Source organism: Tissierella sp. MB52-C2 (genome assembly GCF_030931715.1).
Classification (GTDB): Bacteria; Bacillota; Clostridia; order Tissierellales; family Tissierellaceae; genus Tissierella.
In genome coordinates, this window is the sequence record NZ_CP133261.1 from 3,601,752 (window position 1) to 3,624,245 (window position 22,494).

General features: G+C 31.7%; 16 protein-coding genes, 1 pseudogene and 1 other annotated feature. Of the genes and pseudogenes, 14 read left to right on the top strand and 3 right to left on the bottom strand.

The genetic code is table 11. The features are described from left to right. The first annotated feature begins 50 nt into the window (after positions 1 to 50). The 9 genes from RBU61_RS18105 (at position 51) to phnE (ending at position 11,111) form a co-directional block, all read left to right on the top strand. Positions 51 to 1,316 (top strand): trypsin-like peptidase domain-containing protein, encoded by a 1,266-nt coding sequence (locus RBU61_RS18105; protein WP_308877073.1) that lies wholly within the window; start codon positions 51 to 53, stop codon positions 1,314 to 1,316. A 173-nt stretch (positions 1,317 to 1,489) separates the two neighbouring features. Next, positions 1,490 to 2,941 carry an IS1182 family transposase gene (locus RBU61_RS18110; protein WP_308877074.1) on the top strand — a complete coding sequence of 484 codons (1,452 nt, stop codon included), beginning with the start codon at positions 1,490 to 1,492 and terminating at the stop codon, positions 2,939 to 2,941. Positions 2,942 to 3,203: 262 nt separating this feature from the next. Continuing rightward, entirely contained in the window at positions 3,204 to 3,899 is a 696-nt protein-coding gene (locus RBU61_RS18115; protein WP_308877075.1) for a DUF5058 family protein, read from the top strand. Between the two features lie 26 nt (positions 3,900 to 3,925). Further along, positions 3,926 to 4,615 (top strand): hypothetical protein, encoded by a 690-nt coding sequence (locus RBU61_RS18120; protein WP_308877076.1) that lies wholly within the window; start codon positions 3,926 to 3,928, stop codon positions 4,613 to 4,615. Positions 4,616 to 4,637: 22 nt separating this feature from the next. After that, on the top strand, positions 4,638 to 6,014 hold the full coding sequence (locus RBU61_RS18125; protein WP_308877077.1) for an amidohydrolase: 1,377 nt from the start codon (positions 4,638 to 4,640) through the stop codon (positions 6,012 to 6,014). A gap of 141 nt (positions 6,015 to 6,155) precedes the next feature. Beyond that, complete coding sequence (locus RBU61_RS18130; protein WP_308877078.1) at positions 6,156 to 7,778, top strand: PucR family transcriptional regulator ligand-binding domain-containing protein; 1,623 nt, start codon at positions 6,156 to 6,158, stop codon at positions 7,776 to 7,778. Between the two features lie 166 nt (positions 7,779 to 7,944). After that, entirely contained in the window at positions 7,945 to 8,817 is an 873-nt protein-coding gene (locus tag RBU61_RS18135) for a phosphate/phosphite/phosphonate ABC transporter substrate-binding protein (RefSeq protein ID WP_308877079.1), read from the top strand. Between the two features lie 13 nt (positions 8,818 to 8,830). Beyond that, positions 8,831 to 9,562, top strand: a complete 732-nt coding sequence (gene phnC / locus RBU61_RS18140; RefSeq protein ID WP_308877080.1) for a phosphonate ABC transporter ATP-binding protein — start codon at positions 8,831 to 8,833, stop codon at positions 9,560 to 9,562. Continuing rightward, a complete protein-coding gene (phnE, locus tag RBU61_RS18145; RefSeq protein WP_308877081.1) occupies positions 9,534 to 11,111 on the top strand; it encodes a phosphonate ABC transporter, permease protein PhnE in 1,578 nt (525 codons plus the stop codon). Before phnC ends, phnE begins: the two co-directional genes overlap by 29 nt. 31 nt (positions 11,112 to 11,142) lie before the next feature. On the opposite strand, the gene RBU61_RS18150 is transcribed toward phnE, so the two are convergent. After that, the gene (locus tag RBU61_RS18150) at positions 11,143 to 12,726 is read right to left on the bottom strand and encodes an ATP-binding cassette domain-containing protein (protein ID WP_308877082.1); all 1,584 of its coding nucleotides are present in this window, start codon (positions 12,724 to 12,726) and stop codon (positions 11,143 to 11,145) included. A gap of 233 nt (positions 12,727 to 12,959) precedes the next feature. Between RBU61_RS18150 and RBU61_RS18155 the strand changes: the two genes are divergently transcribed. Further along, complete coding sequence (locus tag RBU61_RS18155; protein ID WP_308877083.1) at positions 12,960 to 14,735, top strand: methyl-accepting chemotaxis protein; 1,776 nt, start codon at positions 12,960 to 12,962, stop codon at positions 14,733 to 14,735. Between the two features lie 152 nt (positions 14,736 to 14,887). Here RBU61_RS18155 and msrB read toward each other — a convergent pair. Then, positions 14,888 to 15,331 (bottom strand): annotated as a pseudogene (msrB, locus tag RBU61_RS18160) (peptide-methionine (R)-S-oxide reductase MsrB); the annotation flags it as partial. A gap of 184 nt (positions 15,332 to 15,515) precedes the next feature. After that, positions 15,516 to 15,765, top strand: a binding site (T-box leader). 99 nt (positions 15,766 to 15,864) lie between these two features. Between msrB and RBU61_RS18165 the strand changes: the two are divergent. The 3 genes from RBU61_RS18165 to RBU61_RS18175 are packed head-to-tail and all read left to right on the top strand — an operon-like array spanning position 15,865 to position 17,941. Beyond that, a complete protein-coding gene (locus RBU61_RS18165) occupies positions 15,865 to 16,668 on the top strand; it encodes an amino acid ABC transporter substrate-binding protein (protein ID WP_308877085.1) in 804 nt (267 codons plus the stop codon). Between the two features lie 11 nt (positions 16,669 to 16,679). Then, positions 16,680 to 17,321, top strand: coding sequence for an amino acid ABC transporter permease (locus RBU61_RS18170; RefSeq protein ID WP_308877086.1), 642 nt, complete (start codon positions 16,680 to 16,682; stop codon positions 17,319 to 17,321). Positions 17,322 to 17,326: 5 nt separating this feature from the next. Beyond that, entirely contained in the window at positions 17,327 to 17,941 is a 615-nt protein-coding gene (locus tag RBU61_RS18175) for an ATP-binding cassette domain-containing protein (RefSeq protein WP_308877087.1), read from the top strand. A gap of 151 nt (positions 17,942 to 18,092) precedes the next feature. Here the strand turns inward: RBU61_RS18175 and RBU61_RS18180 are convergent, their stop codons facing one another. Further along, positions 18,093 to 20,081 (bottom strand): methyl-accepting chemotaxis protein, encoded by a 1,989-nt coding sequence (locus RBU61_RS18180; protein WP_308877088.1) that lies wholly within the window; start codon positions 20,079 to 20,081, stop codon positions 18,093 to 18,095. A gap of 462 nt (positions 20,082 to 20,543) precedes the next feature. On the opposite strand from RBU61_RS18180, the gene RBU61_RS18185 reads away from it, so the two are divergent. Then, entirely contained in the window at positions 20,544 to 22,481 is a 1,938-nt protein-coding gene (locus RBU61_RS18185) for a flavocytochrome c (RefSeq protein ID WP_308877089.1), read from the top strand. Positions 22,482 to 22,494: the final 13 nt, after the last annotated feature.

Genomic DNA, 22,494 nt, shown 5'->3' on the forward strand with positions numbered 1-22,494 from the left:
TAAATAAGGATTTAATCAATTGATGATTAAAAAGGATTGGAGGAAATATTATGGATGAAAATAGAGATTATGATATGAATGAGAATAAGGCAAGTGAAGAATTCGAAAGCAGAGAAGAAGTTATAGAAGAAACAGCAGAAGAATATAAGATACCAGAAGATATTTATATCTACAGAAGTTCAGAAGAAGACTCGAGGAAAAAGCAAAAAAAGAAAAGAACATTTAGAGGAAGTTTACTATCCTATGTATCTTTGGCTTTAGTTGCATCTCTTATCGGAGGTTTAGGATCTACGTATATAGCACCTAGTTTATATGGGAAGGTATTACCAAATCCAAAAACTTCTCAATATGTAGCAGCACCAGTAAATATTACAACTAACGATAGTATAAATACAGTATCTGCTGTGGCTAAAAAAGCGATGAGTTCAGTAGTAGGTATAACATCTGTAGAATTACAGCAATACTTATTTTCACAACAGGAAGTAGAAGGTGTAGGTTCAGGAGTTATAATAGATAGTAATGGATATATACTTACGAACTCTCATGTAGTTGCCGATGGTAATGCTAAGGAAGTAAATGTATTGTTTGAAAATGGTGATAAGAAACCAGGTACAGTGCTTTGGAATGATACAGCACTAGATCTTGCCATAGTCAAGGTAGAAGCTACAGGACTTCCAGTGGCTGATTTAGGAGATTCAGATGATCTAGAAGTTGGTGAAATAACTGTAGCTATTGGAAATCCATTAGGACTAGAGTTTCAAAGATCAGTTACATCAGGTATAATATCTGGACTTCATAGGTCAATCCAAGTAAGTTCAAATAATGTAATAGAGGATTTAATACAAACAGATGCTTCCATTAATCCAGGAAATAGTGGTGGACCTCTTTTAAACAGTAAAGGTGAAGTAATAGGTATAAATACAGCAAAAATTAAATCAGCAGAAGGATTAGGTTTCTCTATTCCTATAAATGAGGCTAAGGCAATAGTAGAAGAAGTTGTTAAAAATGGATCCTACAAGACTGTGTTTTTAGGAATATCAGGGGTTTCTGTTGAAGATTATCAAGCCAGACTAGGAGTTAAATTGACAGCAGATGCTGGAGTCATACTAATAGAAGTATCTGAGAATACTCCAGCCTCCAAAGCAGGTCTGCTAAATGGAGATATATTAACTAAGATAGACGATGTAAAAATAGATAATATGAGTAATTTGAAAAAATCATTATATAAATATAAACAAGGTGATAAAGCAAAATTAACAGTTATAAGGAATAATACAGAATTAAAGATTGATATAGAATTTACAGATGCAAAATAAACTGTAAGAAAACAACCTATGAGTATCCCCCTTCTCATGAGGCCACTGAAAAAGTACTAGTAAAATAGAATTAAAGGCATAACAAATACAATAATAGTTGTAGGAGTTATGCTTTTTTGTTGTAGAATATATATATATATATAAATACATTCTAATTGATGAAGGTGATTCTAATGCTAAAAAAACAAATGGAAATGATTTTAAGTACATATAGTGAAATATACAATTTGATTATTCCAAAAGATAATATCCTTAGAAAGATAAATGAAATGATTGATTTTTCATTTGTTTATGATGAATTAATCACAAAATATTCTCCTGATAATGGAAGAGGTGCAATTGATCCTTTAAGAATGTTCAAATACCTTCTTCTAAAAGTAATTTATGACTTATCAGATATAGATGTCGTAGAACGTTCAAGATATGATATGTCATTTAAGTATTTCCTTAATATGGCACCAGAAGAAGACGTTATTAATCCAAGTTCTTTAACAAAGTTTAGAAAACAAAGATTAAAAGATATTAATTTACTTGATTTACTCATTGGAAAAACTGTAGAAATAGCATTAGAAGAAGGTATAATAAAAAGCAATTCAATCATTGTGGACTCCACTCATACAAAAGCAAGATATAACCAAAAATCGCAAAGAGAAATCCTTCTTGAATACTCTAAGAAGTTAAGAAAATCAGTCTATGAAATAGATGACTCAATAAAAAAAGAATTTCCTCCAAAAGTAAATAGCGGTATTCTAGAAGATGAAATACAATATTGTAAAAAACTAATATCTGTTGTTGAAAACAATGAAATAATATCTCAATACCCTAAAGTAAAAGAGAAAATGAATTTATTAAAAGAATTAATTGAAGATGATTTAGAAATGTTAGAATATGCTAATGACAAGGATGCAAAAGTAGGTCATAAAACTGCAGACACTTCTTTTTTTGGATATAAAACTCATTTAGCATTGACAGGAGAAAGAATAATAACTGCAGCCACCATAACATCTGGAGAAAAGCATGATGGTAAACAATTAAAAGATTTAGTAGAAAAATCACGTAAAAATGGTATTGAAGTAAATGAAGTAATAGGAGATACCGCATACTCAGAAAAAGATAATATAAAGTATGCTAAGGAAGAAAAATTTAGATTAATTTCAAAGCTAAATCCTACAGTAGTCCACGGCAATAGAAAAAATGAGGACAAGTTTGAATATAATAAAGATGCTGGAATGTATGTCTGTAAAGCAGGGCATATGGCAATAAGGAAAGCACGCCAAGGTAAAAAAGGGGGGGCAAGAAATCAAGTCAATACATATTATTTTGACATAGAAAAGTGTAAATGTTGTTCGCATAAAGATGGATGCTATAAAGAAGGTGCAAAAACAAAATCATATTCTGTATCTATAAAATCTGTAACTCATCAAAAGCAAATGAATTTTCAAGAAACAGAGTATTTTAAAGAGAGAGTAAAAGAACGGTATAAAATAGAGGCTAAAAATAGCGAATTAAAGCATAGACATGGATATGATATAGCATCATCTTCAGGTCTAATTGGCATAGAATTGCAAGGAGCACTCACAATATTTGCAGTAAATTTAAAAAGAATAATTGCATTAATAAAGTAAGTTAAATTTAATATCATAAGCTTTTATTAAAGAAAAACGAACTAGTGATAAAAAATATATCCCTAGTTCGTTTTAATTTCATTATCTAGATTAAGAATCTAGAAAAACAACTAATGTTTTTCAGTGGCCTCCTTCTCATAGGTTGTTTTTTATTTTTGAAAATATTTTCAAAAATCTGATTAAATTATGAAAGTTTTTGCGTTGAATCCATATATGCTATGGTGATACCATATAGTCACACAATAACTAAGGAGGAATACTTATGGATTATTTAAAAATAGCAAATAGCTTTCCAATGTGGCTGGCAGCAGGTCTTGCCATAATATTAGCATTGTTTCAAGCAATTATTTTCGCTAAAAAATCTTATAGTACAGGAAAAGAAATAGGGCTTACTGATAATCAGATGAAGAGTGCTATGAAAAGCAGTTTTATCACATCTTTAGGACCTTCAATAGTAATTTTAACAGGACTTTTATCATTATTAGTAACAGTAGGTGGTCCGATGGCATGGATGAGGTTATCATTTATAGGCTCTGTAATGTTTGAAATGATGGCAGCAGGCTTTGGAACAGAGGCAGTAGGAGTTAAGATGGGAATAGACCCAATGACAAATATAGCTTTTGCAAATGCAGTTTGGACTATGATACTTGGTTCCATGGGTTGGATAGTATTTGCTACATTAACAGCAGACAAGATGGAAAAGGTACAGACTAAATTTTCCAAAGGTGATAAAGGAATGTTAAGTATTATATCTGTAGCAGCTATGCTAGGATCCTTCGGTTCATTAGTGTCAGGGCACCTATTGGCAATGAATAAAAATACAATTGCGGCACTGGCTGGTGGAGCTATAATGCTTATTCTATCTCCAATAGCAGACAAGAAGGATATAAAATGGCTCAAGGAATGGGCATTAACCTTTGCATTATTTGGTGGAATGTTAATAGCTGCAATAATATAATTTGAAATAATAGGAGGTCTATAATAATGGAAAAAAGTAATCAATATGATGGAATCTATTTACCATATATAATTAAATGGGGAAGGATAACTGGTTGGTTAGGAATATTGTTATCCTTTGGACCAGCATTAGTACTTGCAGTAGTATATAAACTGATGCCACCTGTATCTGCAATTATAACAGCATTTATAGCTATAGCATCAGCAGTAGGTATAAACTGGGTAGTTGAACCAATATCATATTTCCCAATAGTTGGAGTGCCAGGAACATATATGGCATTTATAACTGGAAATATTTCAAATCTTAGGATACCAGCTGCAGCTGTATCTCAAAATGTTGCAGGTGTAGAGCCAGGAACAAAAGAAGGAACCATTATAGCTACATTAGGTATGGCTACATCAGTTATTGTAAATATAGTAATATTGGCTTTAGGAGTATTCGCAGGTACTGCAGTTTTAGAATCATTACCAGAAAGTGTAGTTGCCTCATTTAACTTTTTATTACCTGCATTATTTGGAGCTATATTTATACAATTTGCTCTTAAAAAGTTGAAATTAGCGCCAATAGCATTAGGAATAGCACTAGCTCTAACATTTGCATTAAATGTAGGAGTATTTAGTTTCTTACCTGGTAAACCAAGTTATATAGTTACATTAGGTGCAGTATTTGGAACTATTGGTATAGGTACAGCTTTATACAAAAAGAAACTTATATAAAAGTATCTAAGGAGGGTTTACATTGAATAAATCAGATGTATTAAAATATTTAAAAGATATAAGTGAAGAGGTAAAAGATTTAAGCTTAAAGGTATGGAACAATCCAGAGACTTCTGGAAATGAAAAAGAAGCTGCTAATTTATATAGAGAAATATTAAAGAACTATGGTTTTAAAATAAAAGAAGTAGATGAAATGGAACACGCTCTAATTGGTGAATATGGAAGTGGTTCTCCAGTTATAGCAGTATTGGGAGAATACGATGCACTACCTGGGTTATCTCAAAATTTAGATACAAAGTTTAATCCAGTACAAGAAGGTGCACCAGGACATGGCTGTGGACACAATCTTTTAGGAAGTGCTGCCCTAGGTGGCGTACTAGCAATTAAGAAATATTTGGAGGAAACTAAAAAAAGTGGAACAATAAGATTTTATGGTTCTCCAGAGGAAGAGACTTTAATAGGTAAAGTAAAAATGATTAAGACTGGAGCTTTTGAAGGATGTGACTTAGCATTAAGCTGGCATCCAATGAATGCTAATGTTGCTATAGAAAGTACATTTTTATCAAATAATTCTATTAAGTTTAAGTTTCATGGAATATCAGCCCATGCAGCTGCATCACCAGAATCAGGTAGATCTGCATTAGATGCTGTAGAGTTAATGAATGTAGGTGCAAACTATTTAAGAGAGCATATCATAGATTCAGCTAGAGTTCATTATACAATAACAAATGCAGGTGGAGCTCCGAATATTGTTCCAAAAGAAGCAGAGTCTTGGTATTTTGTTAGAGCACCACATAGAAAAGATGTAGATGATATAACTGAAAGATTAGTCAAGATTGCACAAGGTGCAGCAATGATGACAGAAACTACAGTTGAATATGAAGTACTAGGTGGATGTTATGAAATGTTGGGAAATAAGGTGTTATTCGATTTGACTCACAAGAACATGGTTGAAATTGGTTCACCAGAATATACAGAAGAAGAATTACAATTTGCAAAAACAATACAAGAAAGCTTAGAGCCAAAATTAGTAGAAGCAGAAGTTAAAAAATTTGTGAGATCAGGTAGCGAAAAGACATACCTATATGAAGGAGTAGTGGAAAAAGAAAAATCAGATTCTGTACAAATTACAGGTTCTTCTGATAGTGGTGATGTTTCATGGATAATGCCAATGAATTTATTCTTAACTGCTACTTGGCCATTGGGAGTTCCAGCTCATTCATGGCAGGCTACTTCATCATCAGGATCATCTATTGGAATAAAAGGAATGTTATATGCAGCAGAAATATTCTCAGGTATGATGTATGATTTATTAAACGACCCTAAATTAGTGGAGGAAGCAAAGGCTGAGTTTAATAAAAAAACAGAAAATAATAAATATGTAAGTCCACTTCGATAATAAACTTTTATATAATTAAATAAAAAAGAGATTCTTTACATTGTTCTAAATAACATTATTATATAGGTGTAAAGAATCTCTTTCTTATATATATAATGATTTGTGGTATAATACTAACATTAAATAGAAACAGGTGGTACTATGGGTTTAACTATTAGAGAAATGCTTAAAGCAGAATTTTTCAAAGACTTTAAAGTCATAGCAGGACAGGGAGGGATAGATAAACAAATACAAGGAATTGCAATCCTTGATGCACCAGATGGATATAAATGGACCAAGGGCAGGGAGTTTGTTATATCATCAGGTTATGTATTTCAACAACATCCAAGACTATTCGGAGAATACATTAAGACCAATACATTTAGAGAAATATCCGGTATGGGAATTAAATTAGATAGATATTTAAAGACTGTCCCAGATCATATAATATCTATATTTAATGAGCATAACATACCTCTAATAAATATTCCAATGGCTCCTTCGTGGATGGAGATTATGAACCAACTTAATGTACTTGTAATGAATAAAAATATTAGACAATTTAGGATAGGGAATATTAATCCCAAGAGTTTTTCTAATTTGACTTATCAATCAAGAAAGATAAATAAGATATTATCACAAATGGAAAGGGAAATGAATTTTCCTGCAATGCTCTATGATTTATCAAGTGAAAAGCCTTATTATAGCTCCCCTACATTTTTGGAATTGATGGAAGATATTCAGATAGGAGATTTTTGGAATCCAACAATAGAAGTCACGAAAGAAATATTATGTGACAATCTTAGAATGATACGATATAGATTTTATGACGATAAATATGATAAGCCCTATAGCTGGATTACTGTACCTATCACAGTGGGAGACAAGATAAAAGCTTATTTTGTAGTGGTTGAGGCTACAGGACTTATAGATTACTTTGATCAATTTGCATTACGAATAGGATTTTTACTTCTTCAGTCTCTATATGAGCAGATATTAGTAGCACAAAGTATTGGAGACATAGGTTTTGAAAAGTTTATTACAGAAATTGTATCTGGTAGCTTATCAGATGATGAAACTATAGTTAAGAGAGCTATTGACCTAGGTCTAGATATAAATTTAAATTATTATTTGATTTTGATGAAACAAGAAAAAGAAGAGGCTCATCTAGTCAGTTATAAAGATGAACTCAAGGAAGCTATAAATAGCAGCATATCACATATGGAAGCGAGAATGGCTATGATAGATGATAATAGTTGTGTTTTCTTGCTTCCAGCAGATAATAGGATTCCAGAAAAAGAGAATTTGGAGCTAATGAAAAAATCAGCTAATATTTTTAAAAAAAGAATAGAGTCAAAGATTGAAAATATAAATATAGTTTTTGGTATTTCAGACAATGAGAGCACAATATATGAAATAAAAAGAAATTATATGAGATGTGAACAAACCATAAAGATTGGTCAGATATTATATCCAGATGAAGATTATCTAAATTATTCTGATTTAGGAGTTTTTGCTTGGATGGACATAAAGGAAGATGAGTTAGAAATAATGTCAAAGGATATTAAAATTCTAATTGAAAATCCTGATCATAAAGAGCTTATAGAAACTCTAAAAGTATATCTAGAATGTAAAATGAATTATAGTCTTACAGCAAAGCAACTTTTCCTACACATAAACACAGTTAGGAAAAGAATAGAAGAAATAAATGATTTAATAAATTTTGACATAGAAGACCCTATGAATAGATTAAAACTTGAGGTTTTATTAAAATTAATGCAGTAAGGTACTACCTAACAAAGAAGATAGCTGATGGCTATCTTTTTTAATGAAAAAACAAAGCGTATCGATACGAATGGTAGTGTAATTAAAATATCTTAAAAGTGTATTGCAATTAATATAAAAGTGTAGTATTCTGTAATCAATAATTTAGATTTAAGGGGGAAATATAATGAAAAGAATGATTGCTTTTTTATTAATTATAACCTTAGTTATTCCAATTATTGGTTGTACTCAGAAAAAAGAAGAGGTTATTAGAATGGGTTTTGTTCCTATGAAGGATGGAGATAAGTTAATAGAGTCTGTAGAGCCTTTAACAGAGATTTTATCTAAGGATCTTGGAGTTAAGGTAGAGGGCTTTACAGCCACTAATTATGTAGGTGTAGTAGAAGGACTGGGGTCAGGTCAAGTCGATTTTGGATTTATTCCTCCATTTGCCTATGTCTTAGCTAATCAGGAAAGTAATGCAGGTGTTATACTTACAGCATTAAATAAATCTGGGGAAGCAAAATATCGTTCCCAATTCTTAGTAAGAAAGGATAGTGAAATTGAAAGCTTTTCAGATGTAAAGGGTAAGAAGGTAGCATTTGTAGACCCATCTTCCACATCAGGCTATCTATTTCCTGGAGCACATCTAATTAAGAAAGGGCTTGATATAGAGAAGGATATAGAATACGTATATGGTGGAGGACATGACAAGGCTTTACAATTACTATTAAATGGTGATATTGATGTAGCCACTACTTTTGTTGATGCAAGAGATAGATATAAAGAGGATTTTCCTAATGCTATGGAAAAGACTAAAATACTAGGATATACAGATTATATTCCCAATATATCTGTAACTGTAAGAGGAGACATGGATGATGAACTTAGGGAAAAAATAAAAAATGCTTTACTGAACCTTGCTAAATCGGAGGAAGGATTAGAGCTTTTAAAAGAGCTATTTAATATGTATGGATTTGAAGAAGCAACAGATGCTGATTATGATATTATAAGAGATACAGCAGAGTTTATGAATGTTGATTTAAAAGAGGGAAATTAGGGGATGATGTGAGATGCTGAGACTAGAGCATATTACAGTTTCATATGATAGAAAGATACTAGCTGTAGATGATATAAGTTTAGAAGTAGGGCAAGGGGAATTTGTAGGGATAATAGGTTCATCTGGAAGTGGGAAGTCTAGCATATTGAAATCCATAAATTTATTGGTTAAACCTGTAAGGGGAAAAATCTATATAGATGATGTAGATATAATGAGTCTTAAAAATCCTCAGCTTAGAGCCGTAAGAAGAGAGATAGGTTTTGTCTTTCAGGATCATAATTTGATAGACAGATCATCAGTTTTAGACAATGTATTAGTAGGAAGGCTTGGATACAAGTCTTCCCTTCACTCAATGTTTGGAATATTTACTGATAAGGATTATAAAAGGGCAGAAAAAGCATTGATCCAAGTAGGACTAAGTGAAAAGATCTTTGAAAGATCAGATCAATTAAGTGGAGGTCAAAAACAAAGAGTTGCCATAGCCAAGACTCTATGTCAGAGTCCCAAAATAATATTAGCTGATGAACCTGTGGCTAGTCTTGATGTCTCTACTTCTCAAAATATAATGAATTATTTTAAAACCATCAATGAGAAGAAAAATATTACCATATTAATCAATCTTCATGATGTAAATCTAGCAAAAAAATACTGTAAGAGGATAGTAGCTTTAAAAAGAGGGAAGCTTTTATTTGATGGAAAAGCAGGTGAATTAAAAGATGAATTCCTTAAAGAAATATATGAATAGTAAAAGAATATATAGATATTCATATTTGCTGGGAATGTTTATTGTTTTAATTTATTTAGGATATAAAGTGGATTTTAGCTTTATTAGATTGTACAAAGGTTTACCTAGTATGATGGACCTTATTGAAAGGATTTTAAAGCCTAATTTGCTATATAGTAAAGAGGTAATTCAAAAATTAGTTGAGACAATTCAAATGGCAATAATTGCATCTTTAATGGGACTAGTATTGGCATTACCATTTTCTCTATTTACGGCAAACAATATTACTTCTAATAATTTATTGGCAGGTATATTAAATGGATTTTTTTCTTTTCTTAGAACTATTCCAAGTTTAATATGGGCAGCTTTGTTAGTAAGTATATTTAGTATAGGGAAATTTTCAGGTATTATAGCTCTTGGAATTATTGGTTTTTTAATGTCTTTAAAATTATTTAGAGAGTATATTGAATCCATTAAAGAAAATCAACTGAACTCTATTAGAGCCATAGGAGCAAGTTCCATACAGGTATTGAGATATTGTGTTCTTCCCTATGTATTTGAGCTATCTGTTTCTGTATTTTTTATTGTATTAGAAACTAATATTAGGGCAGCAGCGATATTAGGATTAGTTGGTGCTGGTGGAATAGGTCAGATTATGTGGAAGGATTTAAACCATTTGAGATATGATAATGTGGCTACTATAATATTGATTTTGTTTTTGACTATTTTAGTAATTGATTTACTGAGCCTATCTATTAGAAAATATTTAAATAAAAAAAATATTAAATTTACGGATATAAAAGAGCATAAAAGATTCCAAATATGTAAAATAATCTATATGCCTATGGTATTTATAGTGTTATTATATATTGTATTTAAATTCTTAGATATAGACCATGATAGATTAGTTCTTGGAATAGGGCAAGGCACAGATATTATAAGGAGAATGATAAAAATAGATATATCTTATTTTCCTAAGCTTATGGATGGAATAAAGGAAAGTTTTTTTATAGCCATATTTGCTACTATAGTAGGAGGGGTATTTTCTCTAATATTTTCATATTTAACTGCATATAATACATCTCCTAAAAGGGCAATATCCTTAATTTTTAAAGGAGGTATAAATATTTTGAGAACATTTCCTCCACTAATAACTGCCATAATATTTTTTCGTGGAGTAGGTCCAGGACCTTTGGCTGGAGCCATAGCTCTTAGTATTTATACAACAGGTGTACTTACAAAAATGTATAGTGAGGTATTGGAAAATACTCAAAGGAATATTCAAGACAGTATAATTGTAACAGGAGCAACGAGATTTCAAAGCTATATACATGGACTTTTGCCTCATACATTTCCAAGTTTTATAGGATTGTTATTATATAGGCTAGAATCTAATATTAGAAATTCTACTATTTTAGGTGTAATTGGAGCAGGAGGTGTAGGGACTGCCCTAACAATTAATATAACATGGAGAAATTGGGAAAGGGTGGGATTATTGCTTGTTGGAGTGTCTATTATGATAATCATAATAGATAGATTAAGTCAATATTTAAGAAAAGTGTTTTTATAAAATAAAAAATTCTATTAAAAGGCTTAGCCTTTTAATAGAATTTTTCTATATATTCTTCATATGTCATTGCTCTATCATTGAATCCATCAGATTTTATCTCAATTATTCTATTGGCAATAGTTTGGATGAATTCGTGGTCGTGGGAAGCGAACAATACATTGCTCTTAAAATCTTTTAATCCATTATTCACAGCAGTAATAGATTCTAGGTCTAAATGGTTTGTAGGTTGATCAAGGATCAACACATTGGAATTACTTAACATCATCTTAGACAACATACATCTTACCTTTTCGCCTCCAGATAATACTTTAGCTTGCTTTAATGCTTCTTCTCCTGAAAATAACATTCTTCCTAAGAAGCCTCTTAAATATATTTCAGATTGTTCCTCGGAGAATTGTCTTAACCAATCAACAAGGTTCAAATCTACATCGTTGAAGAACTCTGAATTATCTTTAGGGAAATATGATTTTGTAATAGTAACTCCCCATTTATAGCTTCCGCTATCGGGCTCCATCTCTCCCATTATAATTTTAAATAATGTAGTAATACCTATTTCATCTCCAATAAATGCAGCCTTGTCTCCTTTGTTTACTCTAAAGCTAATATTATCTAATACTTTTACTCCATCTATAGTTTTTGATATATCTTCTACAGTTAATATTTCGTTACCAACTTCTCTTTCCATAGTAAATCCAACGAAGGGGTATCTTCTAGTAGAAGGTACTATATCATCTAAGGTAATTTTTTCTAGTAACTTCTTACGTGAAGTTGCCTGTTTAGATTTGGAAGCATTGGCACTAAATCGAGCAATAAAGGATTGTAATTCTTTAATCTTATCTTCTTTTTTCTTATTTTGATCCTTCATCATTTGAAGGGCTAACTGGCTTGACTCATACCAGAAATCGTAATTTCCTACAAACATTTTTATTTTACCAAAGTCAATATCCACCATATGTGTACATACTTCATTTAGGAAGTGTCTATCATGAGATACTACTATGACAGTACCCTCAAAATCACCTAAAAATGTTTGAAGCCATCTTACAGACTTTACATCAAGGTGGTTAGTAGGCTCATCAAGAATTAGTATTCCTGGCTTACCAAATAAGGCCTGGGCAAGTAATACCTTAACTTTTTCATTACCAGTTAAATCTGCTACCTTTTTTTCATGTAAAGAAGTATCAATTCCTAGACCTTGTAATAAAGATGAGGCCTCAGACTCAGCACTCCATCCATCCATTTCAGCAAATTCAGCTTCAAGTTCAGAAGCTTTTATACCATCTTCATCAGAAAAGTCCTCTTTAGCATAGATAGCATCTTTCTCAACCATTATTTCATATAATCTTTTATTTCCCATGATTACTGTTTGAATTACACCACAATCATCATATTGGAAGTGGTCCTGTTTAAGTACAGACATTCTAATATTTTTATCAATGGAAATATCTCCAGTATTAGGTTCAATTTCACCAGATAATATCCTAAGAAATGTACTTTTTCCAGCACCATTGGCCCCAATTACACCATAGCAGTTACCAGGTGTAAATACTAAATTAACATCATCAAATAATTTTTGTGATCCATATCTTAAACTTATGTTATTTACACTAATCAATTTTTTTCCATCCCTTGCTTAAAATTTATATCATAACATTATATCATAAAATAGAAAGAAAACATAGAAAAAAGAGAAATAATAGTCTAAGATATGAGACTATGAATTGGCAATGTTAGGAAAAATCCGACAAATTCTCCTTGTATTGACAACTTATATAATATACAATTAGAATATGGAAATTATTAGGGTATAGAAATAATTTTTAAATTTGACAGGGGGTAATAAAATCTATGAAAATTAGAGATAAGAGAGATTCACTGACTAAATATTTAAAAAAACTGGGAAGCAATGGCATGAGAATCATAGATGATAGGTCCATAAAGACTAAATTAATCGCAGGGTTCTTAATTATATCTATTTTTGTAGGTGCCGTAGGCCTGTTAGGTACAAGCAATATGAAAAAAATTAATAAAAGTGCAGAATTAATGTATAGTTATAATTTACAAAATATTGATGATTTACATATACTTAAATCAACGTTGCAAAAAATAACCATAATGCTTCAATATATGGCAGGGGAAGATAGTGTATCTCGTAGAGAAGAATATGTACAGCAGGTAAAAGATATAACAGCATCTTATAAGGAAGTAATGGATAGGTTTGAAAGTAGAGATATGCCTGAAGATGTTAAATTAATATGGGAAGGATTAAAAGCTGATGTAGAATATTATGAATCAAGACGTGAAAAAATTTTAGATAATGTTGGTGGAAGTACAACTTCAATAACTGTACCAGTTAGGGCACTATCAGATTTTACAAATGAAATGTTTGAAAGAATAGATCAGCTAATTTTAATTAATCAAGATATGGCAAGAGAACAAGCCAATGATAATAACATAGCATATAAACTCGTTTCCTTTACAATGAATATAATATTTATAGGTAGCTTTGCCGTTGCAATTGTTTTAGGGCTATTTTTATCCTTTGGCATATCTGGAGCCGTAAAAAAGGGTCTAGAATTTGCTGAAGCACTAGGCAATGGGGACCTAAGATTTGAAATGATAGAGTCTAAATCTAATGATGAAATGGGTAGGCTTATGAGAGCATTGAAAGAAGCTCAAGAAAAGATAAAATCTACAATAATAAAAATATCATCAGAATCTCAAGATGTATCAGCTTCTTCTGAAGAACTTTCAGCCATAATTGAGGAAATTAACTCAACATTTGAAATAATATCAAATAACACTTTAAGTATAGTAGATGATATTCAAGAGATAAATGCAGCTACAGAGGAGCTGACAGCTACAATACAGGAAGTAAACTCTGGAGTGACCCAGCTTGCATCTAGTTCATCCGATGGGAATGCAGAATCAGCAAAAATTAAGGAAAGAGCAGAGAAAATAAAAATCCAAGGACAGGAATCAAAAAAGGTTGCAGATAATTTACTAAATGAAAAAGAGCAGGCAATATTAAATGCTATAGAGGAAGGAAAAGTAGTAAATGAAATTTCCATTATAGCAGAATCCATAGCATCAATCGCTTCTCAAACAAATTTATTAGCTTTAAATGCAGCTATAGAAGCAGCAAGAGCAGGAGAAGCCGGTAAAGGGTTTGCAGTAGTTGCAGATGAGATAAGAAAACTAGCAGAGCAATCTGATGCATATGTAGCAGATATTCAAAAGGTAGTTGGAAATGTGGGGTCTGCATTTACACACTTATCTATCAATGCTCAAGATATATTAGATTTTGTAGGTGAAAATGTAAGAAAAGACTATGATTTATTAATAGATACAGGAATCAATTATGAAGAAGACGCAGTATTTGTAAATAACCTATCTCAAGAAACAGCAGCAATGGCCGAAGAGTTAAATGCATCAATTGAAGAGATATCATCAGTAATACAAAATGTAGCAAGTAGTATGAATAATGCTTCTGCTAATTCTGATGAAGTAATGATGGGAATGAAAGAAACAGTGACAGCATTAGAACAAATAGCCGCTGCATCAGGAGGCCAAGCAGCCACTGCTGAAAGATTAAATAATTTAATACAATTGTTTAAGATATAAATACAGAAGACCAGAAATTTCTGGTCTTTTATAATGTTTAAATAGCAATTTTCTCTTTATTTCCATTACCATATGTACTATATAGGGGTATACGTAATATAAAACATAAGGATGAATTTGTAAAGAGTAAATTTCAAATAATAACTTATAAATTACTTAAATAGACCAACATATTCCCCATACCCTTCCTTTTCTAAATCTTGTTTTTTAATAAATCTAAGGGAAGCACCATTTATACAATACCTAAGTCCGCCTTTATCTCTAGGACCGTCTGGAAATACATGGCCAAGATGAGAATCACCATATTTACTTCTTACTTCAGTTCGAATCATACCATGGGACAAATCTCTATTTTCAATTATATGTTCACTTTCTAAAGGTTTAGTAAAGCTAGGCCAGCCACATCCTGCATCAAATTTATCCTTTGAGCTAAATAAAGGCTCACCAGACACTATATCCACATATATACCTTCCTCATTATTATCATTATATTCATGGGTGAAGGGTCTTTCTGTTCCACTTTCTTGGGTTACTCGATATTCCATATCATTTAACTTTGACTTGATTTCTTCCTTACTTGGTTTAATATATTTGTCACTCATTATTATCACTCTCCTCAAGAATATATTACCCAAATGTTTTACATATAAGTATTAATAATAAAATAGGGAAAAGAACTTCTCTATTAGTTGTGAAAATATTTATAAAAAAATTAAAGAAGATTTGAAATTATACTTGACATTTATTTAAAAACAATTTAATATAATAACATAATAAATCAATAAAGCGATGAGAGGAAATAGTATGAATGAATCTTTTATTTTAGAGAGTACCCAGTTGGTGAAAAGGGACATAAAAAACATTCAGAACACATCCTTGAGTAGGACCTGAAAGGTTATCTAAGTAGGAGTCTTCGGTTTAATCACCCGTTAAAATGATTAGTATGTGTTGGCATACTTACTGAGGTTGATATCGCGAGATATCAATGAAACTAGGTGGAACCACGTGAGCGATAGCTTTCGTCCTTGATTGATTTTGAGGACGAAAGCTATTTTAATTATATACAAGGGGACAACCTGGCTCGATCAAGTCCAACAAGAATATTCATAAATTTAAATGGAGGGATAATATGAAAAAGTTAAAATTTTTAGTGATTTCAGTTGTAGCATTAAGTTTAATTCTTTCAGGTTGTGGGGCTAAGGATAAGGTGGTTGATGCATGGAGTAAGATAGAGGAAAGAGGAAGTATAATTGTTGGATTAGATGATACTTTTGTTCCTATGGGGTTCAGAGATAAAGCTGGAAATTTAACTGGATTTGATGTTGAGTTAGCTAAAGAAGCTGCTTCAAGAATGGGTCTTAAAATAGAATTTCAGCCAATAGATTGGAATTTAAAAGAGCAGGAGCTTGATTCAGGTAATATTGATCTAATATGGAATGGCTATTCTATTAGTGAAGAAAGATTGAAGAAAGTTAATTTTACTAAACCTTATTTAGATAATAGACAAGTAATTGTAGCACTAAATAGTTCTGATATTAATACAAAAGAAGATTTAAAAAATAGGATAGTAGCTACTCAAAATTCATCTAGCTCTTTGGAAGCCTTGGAAAAATCAGGTGCAATTGAAGACTTTAAAAATGCAGAGGCTATATTATTTGATACTTATAATGAAGCTTTTATGGATCTAGAAGCAGGAAGAGTCGAAGCAGTAGTAGCTGACCAAGTGTTAGCTAGATATTATATAGCTGAAAGAGGAGAAGAAAAATATAAGGTACTTGATGATGATTTTGGTGATGAGGAGTATGGCGTAGGTTTAAGACTTGGAGATAAGGTGTTATTAGAAAGACTTAACAAAGCGTTAGATGAAATGAAAGAAGATGATACTGCAAAGGCTATTTCTGAAAAATGGTTTGGAGAAAATATAATTAAGTAGTAGGTGAAGATATGGATTACATTTTAAGCATTACACCTTTTATTCTAAGCGGATTTAAAACAACTCTATGGGTATTCATGATCACTGCATTGTTCTCTATACCTCTTGGAGTTATAGTATGTCTGCTTAGATTATCTAAAATAAAAATAATTCAATTTATGATACAATGCTATATATTAGTTATGCGGGGAACGCCTTTATTATTACAGATAATATTTGTATTCTTTGGACTTCCGATTATAGGAGTTGTTCTTAATCGAGAAATGGCAGTTTCAATTGCATTTATTTTAAACTATGCTACGTATTTTGCTGAAATATTTAGAGGAGGAGTCAATTCCATAGATATTGGCCAATTTGAGGTCGCCAAGGTGCTGAAACTTTCTAAGAAAACTACTTATCTTGGGATAATTATTCCTCAAGTATTTAAAGTAGTATTACCATCTTTGAGTAATGAGCTTATTACTTTGGTGAAGGATACATCCTTAGTATATGCCTTAGGTCTTGGGGATATACTGAGAGCAGCAAAAACTCTTTCAAATAAGGATGCTTCATTGGTACCTATATTTTTGGCAGGTGGAGTTTATCTTATATTTATCGGAGTCTTAACCTATGTATTAAGAAACATTGAAAATAAGTTTGAATATTATAGGTAGGTGGAATGATGGTTAAAGTTGAGAATCTAAATAAATCATTTGGAGATAAGAAGGTTTTAATAAATATAAATCTAGAAGTAGAAAAAGGTAGTATAGTTATGATTGTAGGAGAATCTGGAGTAGGTAAGACTACTTTGGTTAGATGTTTATGTGGTTTGGAAGTCTATGATAGTGGGAAAATATTATTTTCTAATGGAGATAAAGTAGAAGATAACTCCATAGGACTAGTATTTCAGAGCTTCAATCTATTTCCTCATTTTAGCGTAATGAAAAATATAGCCTATCCGTTGATTAAGGGAAAGAAAGTGATTAAAGAAAATGCTATAAAGAAAGCTAAGGAGTTAATAGAATTATTAGGTCTAAATGGGCTAGAGGACTCCTATGAGTATCGGTTATCAGGTGGACAAAAGCAGAGAGTTGCTATTGCAAGGGCTCTTGCAATGGAACCTCAATATCTTTGTTTTGATGAACCTACTTCTGCACTGGATTATAAGTTAAGAGACAGTGTAGGAGAGATTTTAAAAACAGTAGCATCTAAGGGAATGGGAGTTATAGTAATTACTCACGATAGAGATTTTGCAGATAAATATGGCAATAAGATATATGAATTGGGCAGGTAACTGCAAGTATAGCAGTATTTCTAAAGAAATTGAATTAATAGATGAAAATAACATAAAATTTATTATTAATAAATTAGGTAAATATTGAAATTGAGTGTGATTAATCACACTCAATTTCAATATAATGAATTATTTACTTCTCATTATATTCTTAGATTTTAAATCTCATAATAATTGATTGTAGATTTTGTGCCAAATCTGATAAAGATTCACTGGCATTTGCAATTTCACCCATAGAAGCGACTTGTTCCTCAATGGATGCTGTTACCTGTTCTGTAGCAGCAGAGTTTTCCTGTGCTATGGCAGAAAGATTTTGTAGAGTATCAAGTATTTCATTTTTCATACCTTCCATTTCTGCTCCCGAGAGATTTAATTGTTCAATTTCCTTGTCTGCATTTTTCATAGCTTCATATACTAGCATATACTTATCTTTGCTATTCATTACGCTCTGTGTCTGTTCATTAGCTATATCAGATACCCTTCCTATGGTCGTTACAGCATCTTTAGAATTTGCTTGTAAATCACTAACTATTTGATTAATAGATGCTGTAGAGGTTGAAGATTGTTCTGCCAATTTTCTAATTTCCTCCGCTACAACTGCAAATCCTTTTCCAGCCTCTCCTGCTCTTGCTGCCTCTATGGCTGCATTTAGGGCCAATAGATTCGTTTGTTCTGCGATTGAAGCAATTACATTACTTGCTTGTCCTATTTTAATAGAGCTATCATTTGTTTTTAATATGACTTCTTGAATCACTTTTGATGCATTGTTGCTTTCTTCTGTTATCTTAGATAGGTTTTCAATTTCTTTTATACCACTGCTAATGGTCTCTGTTATTTTTTGTGAAGTAGTCCTTAGATTCCTTGTGTATTTTAAATTCTTCTCAATTATTTCACCTAATAAAACAGCTTTTGAAGAACCAGTTTCTGTACTTAATGCTTGATCTGAGGCACCATTAGCTATTTCTTGTGCTGTTTTTGATACTTCTTCTGCAGAAAGAGCTGATTGATGTATGGTAGCTGTCATTTCTTCTGAAGTAGCAGCTACTTGTTCCGAGGAATTTCGAATTTCATTAATCATATTTCTAAGATTAAGGGCTATACTTTGCATAGATTTACCTAGACCACCGATTTCATCTTTTCTAGATACAAAATGTTCAGAAATATTTTGTGTAATATCATAGCTAGCCAGTGTCTCTGAATATCTAGTTGCTTCAATTATTGGATTTGCAATAAGAATTCCTATTATGTATGTAATAGCTATGCTCAATAATAAAGCTATAGATGCTGATATGAGAATACCTTTTGTCATCGTTGGGATTGAATTCAATACTTCATCTGCATCTGCTGTAATAACAAATATCCAGTTAGTACCTTCAACTGGTGCATAGCCAGCATATAAATTTTTACCATCAAAGGAATAATTATTTATACCAAGTTTTTCTTCTAGTATTGTTTGAGATATTTCTGCTGCGCCTTTGAAACTTTCATCTTCCTTTGATTTTTCTATTGCATTATACTGATTTAGTACCAATTCTTTATCGGGATGGGCAACCATAGTTCCTTTATCATTGATCATATAACTATATCCAGTATTTCCAAAACCAGTATCCTCGATGAGTTTACTTAAAATATTACCATCAGCCCTAGCTGTCAAAGTAGCTGCTACCTTACCATCCTTTATAATAGGTACAGCATATAATAGGTTTAGTTCATTTACAGCACGAGTGACCGTTAGATCAGATACATTTGATTCACCATTCAAGGCTTTCCTTAGATATTCTCTATCTCCTAATTGAACGACAGTTCCATCTTGGGCATATGTAGTTCCGTCAGGGTGAGAAATTGCCATTTCAATAAAATTAGTTCCTTTCACTTGCCTCACTATTTCAGCTCTTTGCAATTCCCAATCCATGCTTTGAATCCCTTCACTACATGCTATAGTTTCTAAAACCCTTATCTCAGTTTTAATTCGGCTTTCTATTATTTCAGCTCTGTCGATAGCCATGTTTTTAAGAGAATTTTCTACTTCAGTGCTAATAGTTCTAGTGGCACTCATTATGGAAATAAGGCCAATAGTAACAGATGATAATAAAATTAATACAGAAAAATATACAACAAGTTTTACTTTGATACTTTTCACTTTAATACCCCCTTAAAAATAATGCTTATATATTTTTAGTTCACCTGGCCTTGAAAAAAGTTAATATCCCATTCTTCTAGGCACTAGAATATATATCTAGAATATTCTAGATATATATTCTAGTGCCTATTTTAACCTAATATTGATATTTTTGCAACATATGGAGGTATAGGACAATAGTAGGAAATAATGTAATGAATTTCTAGGTTTAAATTTATAAAAGTAGCTGATTTCCTATATTGGGTGATATTTGTTATTCATGTAGGATAAGAATTGATATTATATTTATTTCTTGAGATCCTTAGTCCCTAGTTTTTATTTTTCCGAATTAAGGTTATTTATATAAAGATATTGTTATTTTTTTAATAAGTCTATTGACATTTTTTTAACCTGGGATATACTAGAATATATTAACAGAATATTCTAGTGAAATATTCTATAAAATTAAAAGGAGGTTTTTTTATGTTTAAACTTACCAAAAAATATATAGCTTTATTTTTGATATTAGCTATGGCATTATCCATGGTTGGATGTAGCAAGGAAAAGTTACCAGCTTCTTCTAATAATGGATCAGGTAAACTTACACCTGGAGTATATACTGGTGAAGCAAAAGGAATTAGTGATATTCTTACTGTTGAAGTAGAGGTGGATGAAGAAAGTATTTTATCGGTGAAAGTTACTAATCATAGTGAAACACCTGGAATATCAGATGCTGCTCTAGAGCGTATTCCTGAAGAAATAGTTGAATATCAAAGCTTAAATATTGATACAATATCTGGAGCTACTGTTTCTAGTAATGCTATCCTAGAAGCTACTAAACAAGCTTTAGAAAAAGCTGGAGCCAATATTGATGATTTTTCAAAAGAAGTAAGTAAGTCTGCAAATGATGGAGATGCAATAGAAAAAACTACGGATGTAGTTATTGTTGGTGGCGGTGGTGCTGGTCTTGCAGCTGCTGTTTCTGCATTAGAGAACAATGCTAAAGTTATTGTGTTAGAAAAAATGCCTACTTTAGGTGGATCCACTATAATGGCTGGTGGACAATATAATGCAGTTGATAGTAAACGACAACAAAATCTTACTATGCGTCCTGAATTAATTAAACAAATTGAAGCAATTACAAAAGAAGAGCCTGTTAATGAAATACATAAAAGATTAATGAGTGAATTAGCAGAGCAAATTAAAGAATATAAAGAAAAAAAATCTACTTATATGTTTGACTCTCCTCAACTTCATGCATTACAAGCTTTTAATGGGGGAGATAAAAAAGGTAATCTTGAGTTAATAGAAAAATTTGCATATGGTGCTGAAGGATCTGTTAGTTGGCTTGAAAGCTTAGGAGTGGATATATCAGATGAAATTGCTACTGTTACAGGAGCATTATGGCCAAGAACTCATCAATTTATTAAACCACTTACTACTGGTCCTATAGATGCCTATGTTGATTTTATATCATCAAAAGGTGATGATGCTGAAATAATATTAGAAACCAAAGTAACTGATATTATTATGAAAGATGGTAAAGCTGTAGGGGTCAAGGGATTACAAGGGAATACTGAAATTATAGTAAATGCAAATAAGGGTGTAATTATAGCAACTGGTGGATTTGCAAGAAACAAGGAATTAGTTGCTAAGTATGATGAACTTTGGGGAGATCTATCAAATCTCAACTCTACAAATAGTGTTAGTGCTACTGGTGATGGTGTCATAATGGCTGAAGCTGTTGGTGCTAATCTAGTTGGAATGGAATATATTCAATTACTACCAGTTGGTCATCCAGAAACTGGTGGAATGTCTGGGAATATTAGCATTAATGCTGCTAATCAACTTTTTATTAATAATAAAGGTGAACGTTTTGTAGCTGAGGACTCAAGAAGAGATACTCTTACAAAAGGATTATTAGAACAACCAGATCAAGTTATGTGGATATTACATGATGCACATGAATATTATAATGAAGATGTTAAAAATGACTTTAACGAATCAATAGGTAAATTGGTTGAAAGTGGTATTGCTGTTAAGGGTGATACTATTGAAGAATTAGCAGAACAAATGAAAGTAGATCCTACTGTACTAAAAGATACAGTTGATACTTACAACAAAGCTGTTAGAGGTGAAATAGCTGATCCATTCGGAAAGAAACTACTTCAAGACGAGTTTAATAAAGGACCTTTCTATGCATCAGTTCGTGTACCAACGATACACCATACTATGGGTGGAGTTGAAATAAATACAGATGCTCAGGTGATGGATAAAAATGGTAATATAATCAAGGGACTATATGCTGCTGGAGAAGTTACTGGTGGTATCCACGGTTCCAATAGACTTGGTGGCAATGCTATACCAGATACTGTAGTATATGGTAAAATAGCTGGAAAGTCTGCAGCACTAGAAAAATAAGTATAATTTTAAA

Coding starts and splice junctions, on each gene's coding strand:
- RBU61_RS18135 (WP_308877079.1), top strand. CDS start 7,945: ATGAAAAGAATGATTGCTTTTTTATTAATTATAACCTTAGTTATTCCA.
- phnC (WP_308877080.1), top strand. CDS start 8,831: ATGCTGAGACTAGAGCATATTACAGTTTCATATGATAGAAAGATACTA.
- RBU61_RS18110 (WP_308877074.1), top strand. CDS start 1,490: ATGCTAAAAAAACAAATGGAAATGATTTTAAGTACATATAGTGAAATA.
- RBU61_RS18175 (WP_308877087.1), top strand. CDS start 17,327: ATGATGGTTAAAGTTGAGAATCTAAATAAATCATTTGGAGATAAGAAG.
- RBU61_RS18170 (WP_308877086.1), top strand. CDS start 16,680: ATGGATTACATTTTAAGCATTACACCTTTTATTCTAAGCGGATTTAAA.
- RBU61_RS18165 (WP_308877085.1), top strand. CDS start 15,865: ATGAAAAAGTTAAAATTTTTAGTGATTTCAGTTGTAGCATTAAGTTTA.
- RBU61_RS18120 (WP_308877076.1), top strand. CDS start 3,926: ATGGAAAAAAGTAATCAATATGATGGAATCTATTTACCATATATAATT.
- RBU61_RS18155 (WP_308877083.1), top strand. CDS start 12,960: ATGAAAATTAGAGATAAGAGAGATTCACTGACTAAATATTTAAAAAAA.
- phnE (WP_308877081.1), top strand. CDS start 9,534: ATGAATTCCTTAAAGAAATATATGAATAGTAAAAGAATATATAGATAT.
- RBU61_RS18105 (WP_308877073.1), top strand. CDS start 51: ATGGATGAAAATAGAGATTATGATATGAATGAGAATAAGGCAAGTGAA.
- RBU61_RS18185 (WP_308877089.1), top strand. CDS start 20,544: ATGTTTAAACTTACCAAAAAATATATAGCTTTATTTTTGATATTAGCT.
- RBU61_RS18115 (WP_308877075.1), top strand. CDS start 3,204: ATGGATTATTTAAAAATAGCAAATAGCTTTCCAATGTGGCTGGCAGCA.
- RBU61_RS18130 (WP_308877078.1), top strand. CDS start 6,156: ATGGGTTTAACTATTAGAGAAATGCTTAAAGCAGAATTTTTCAAAGAC.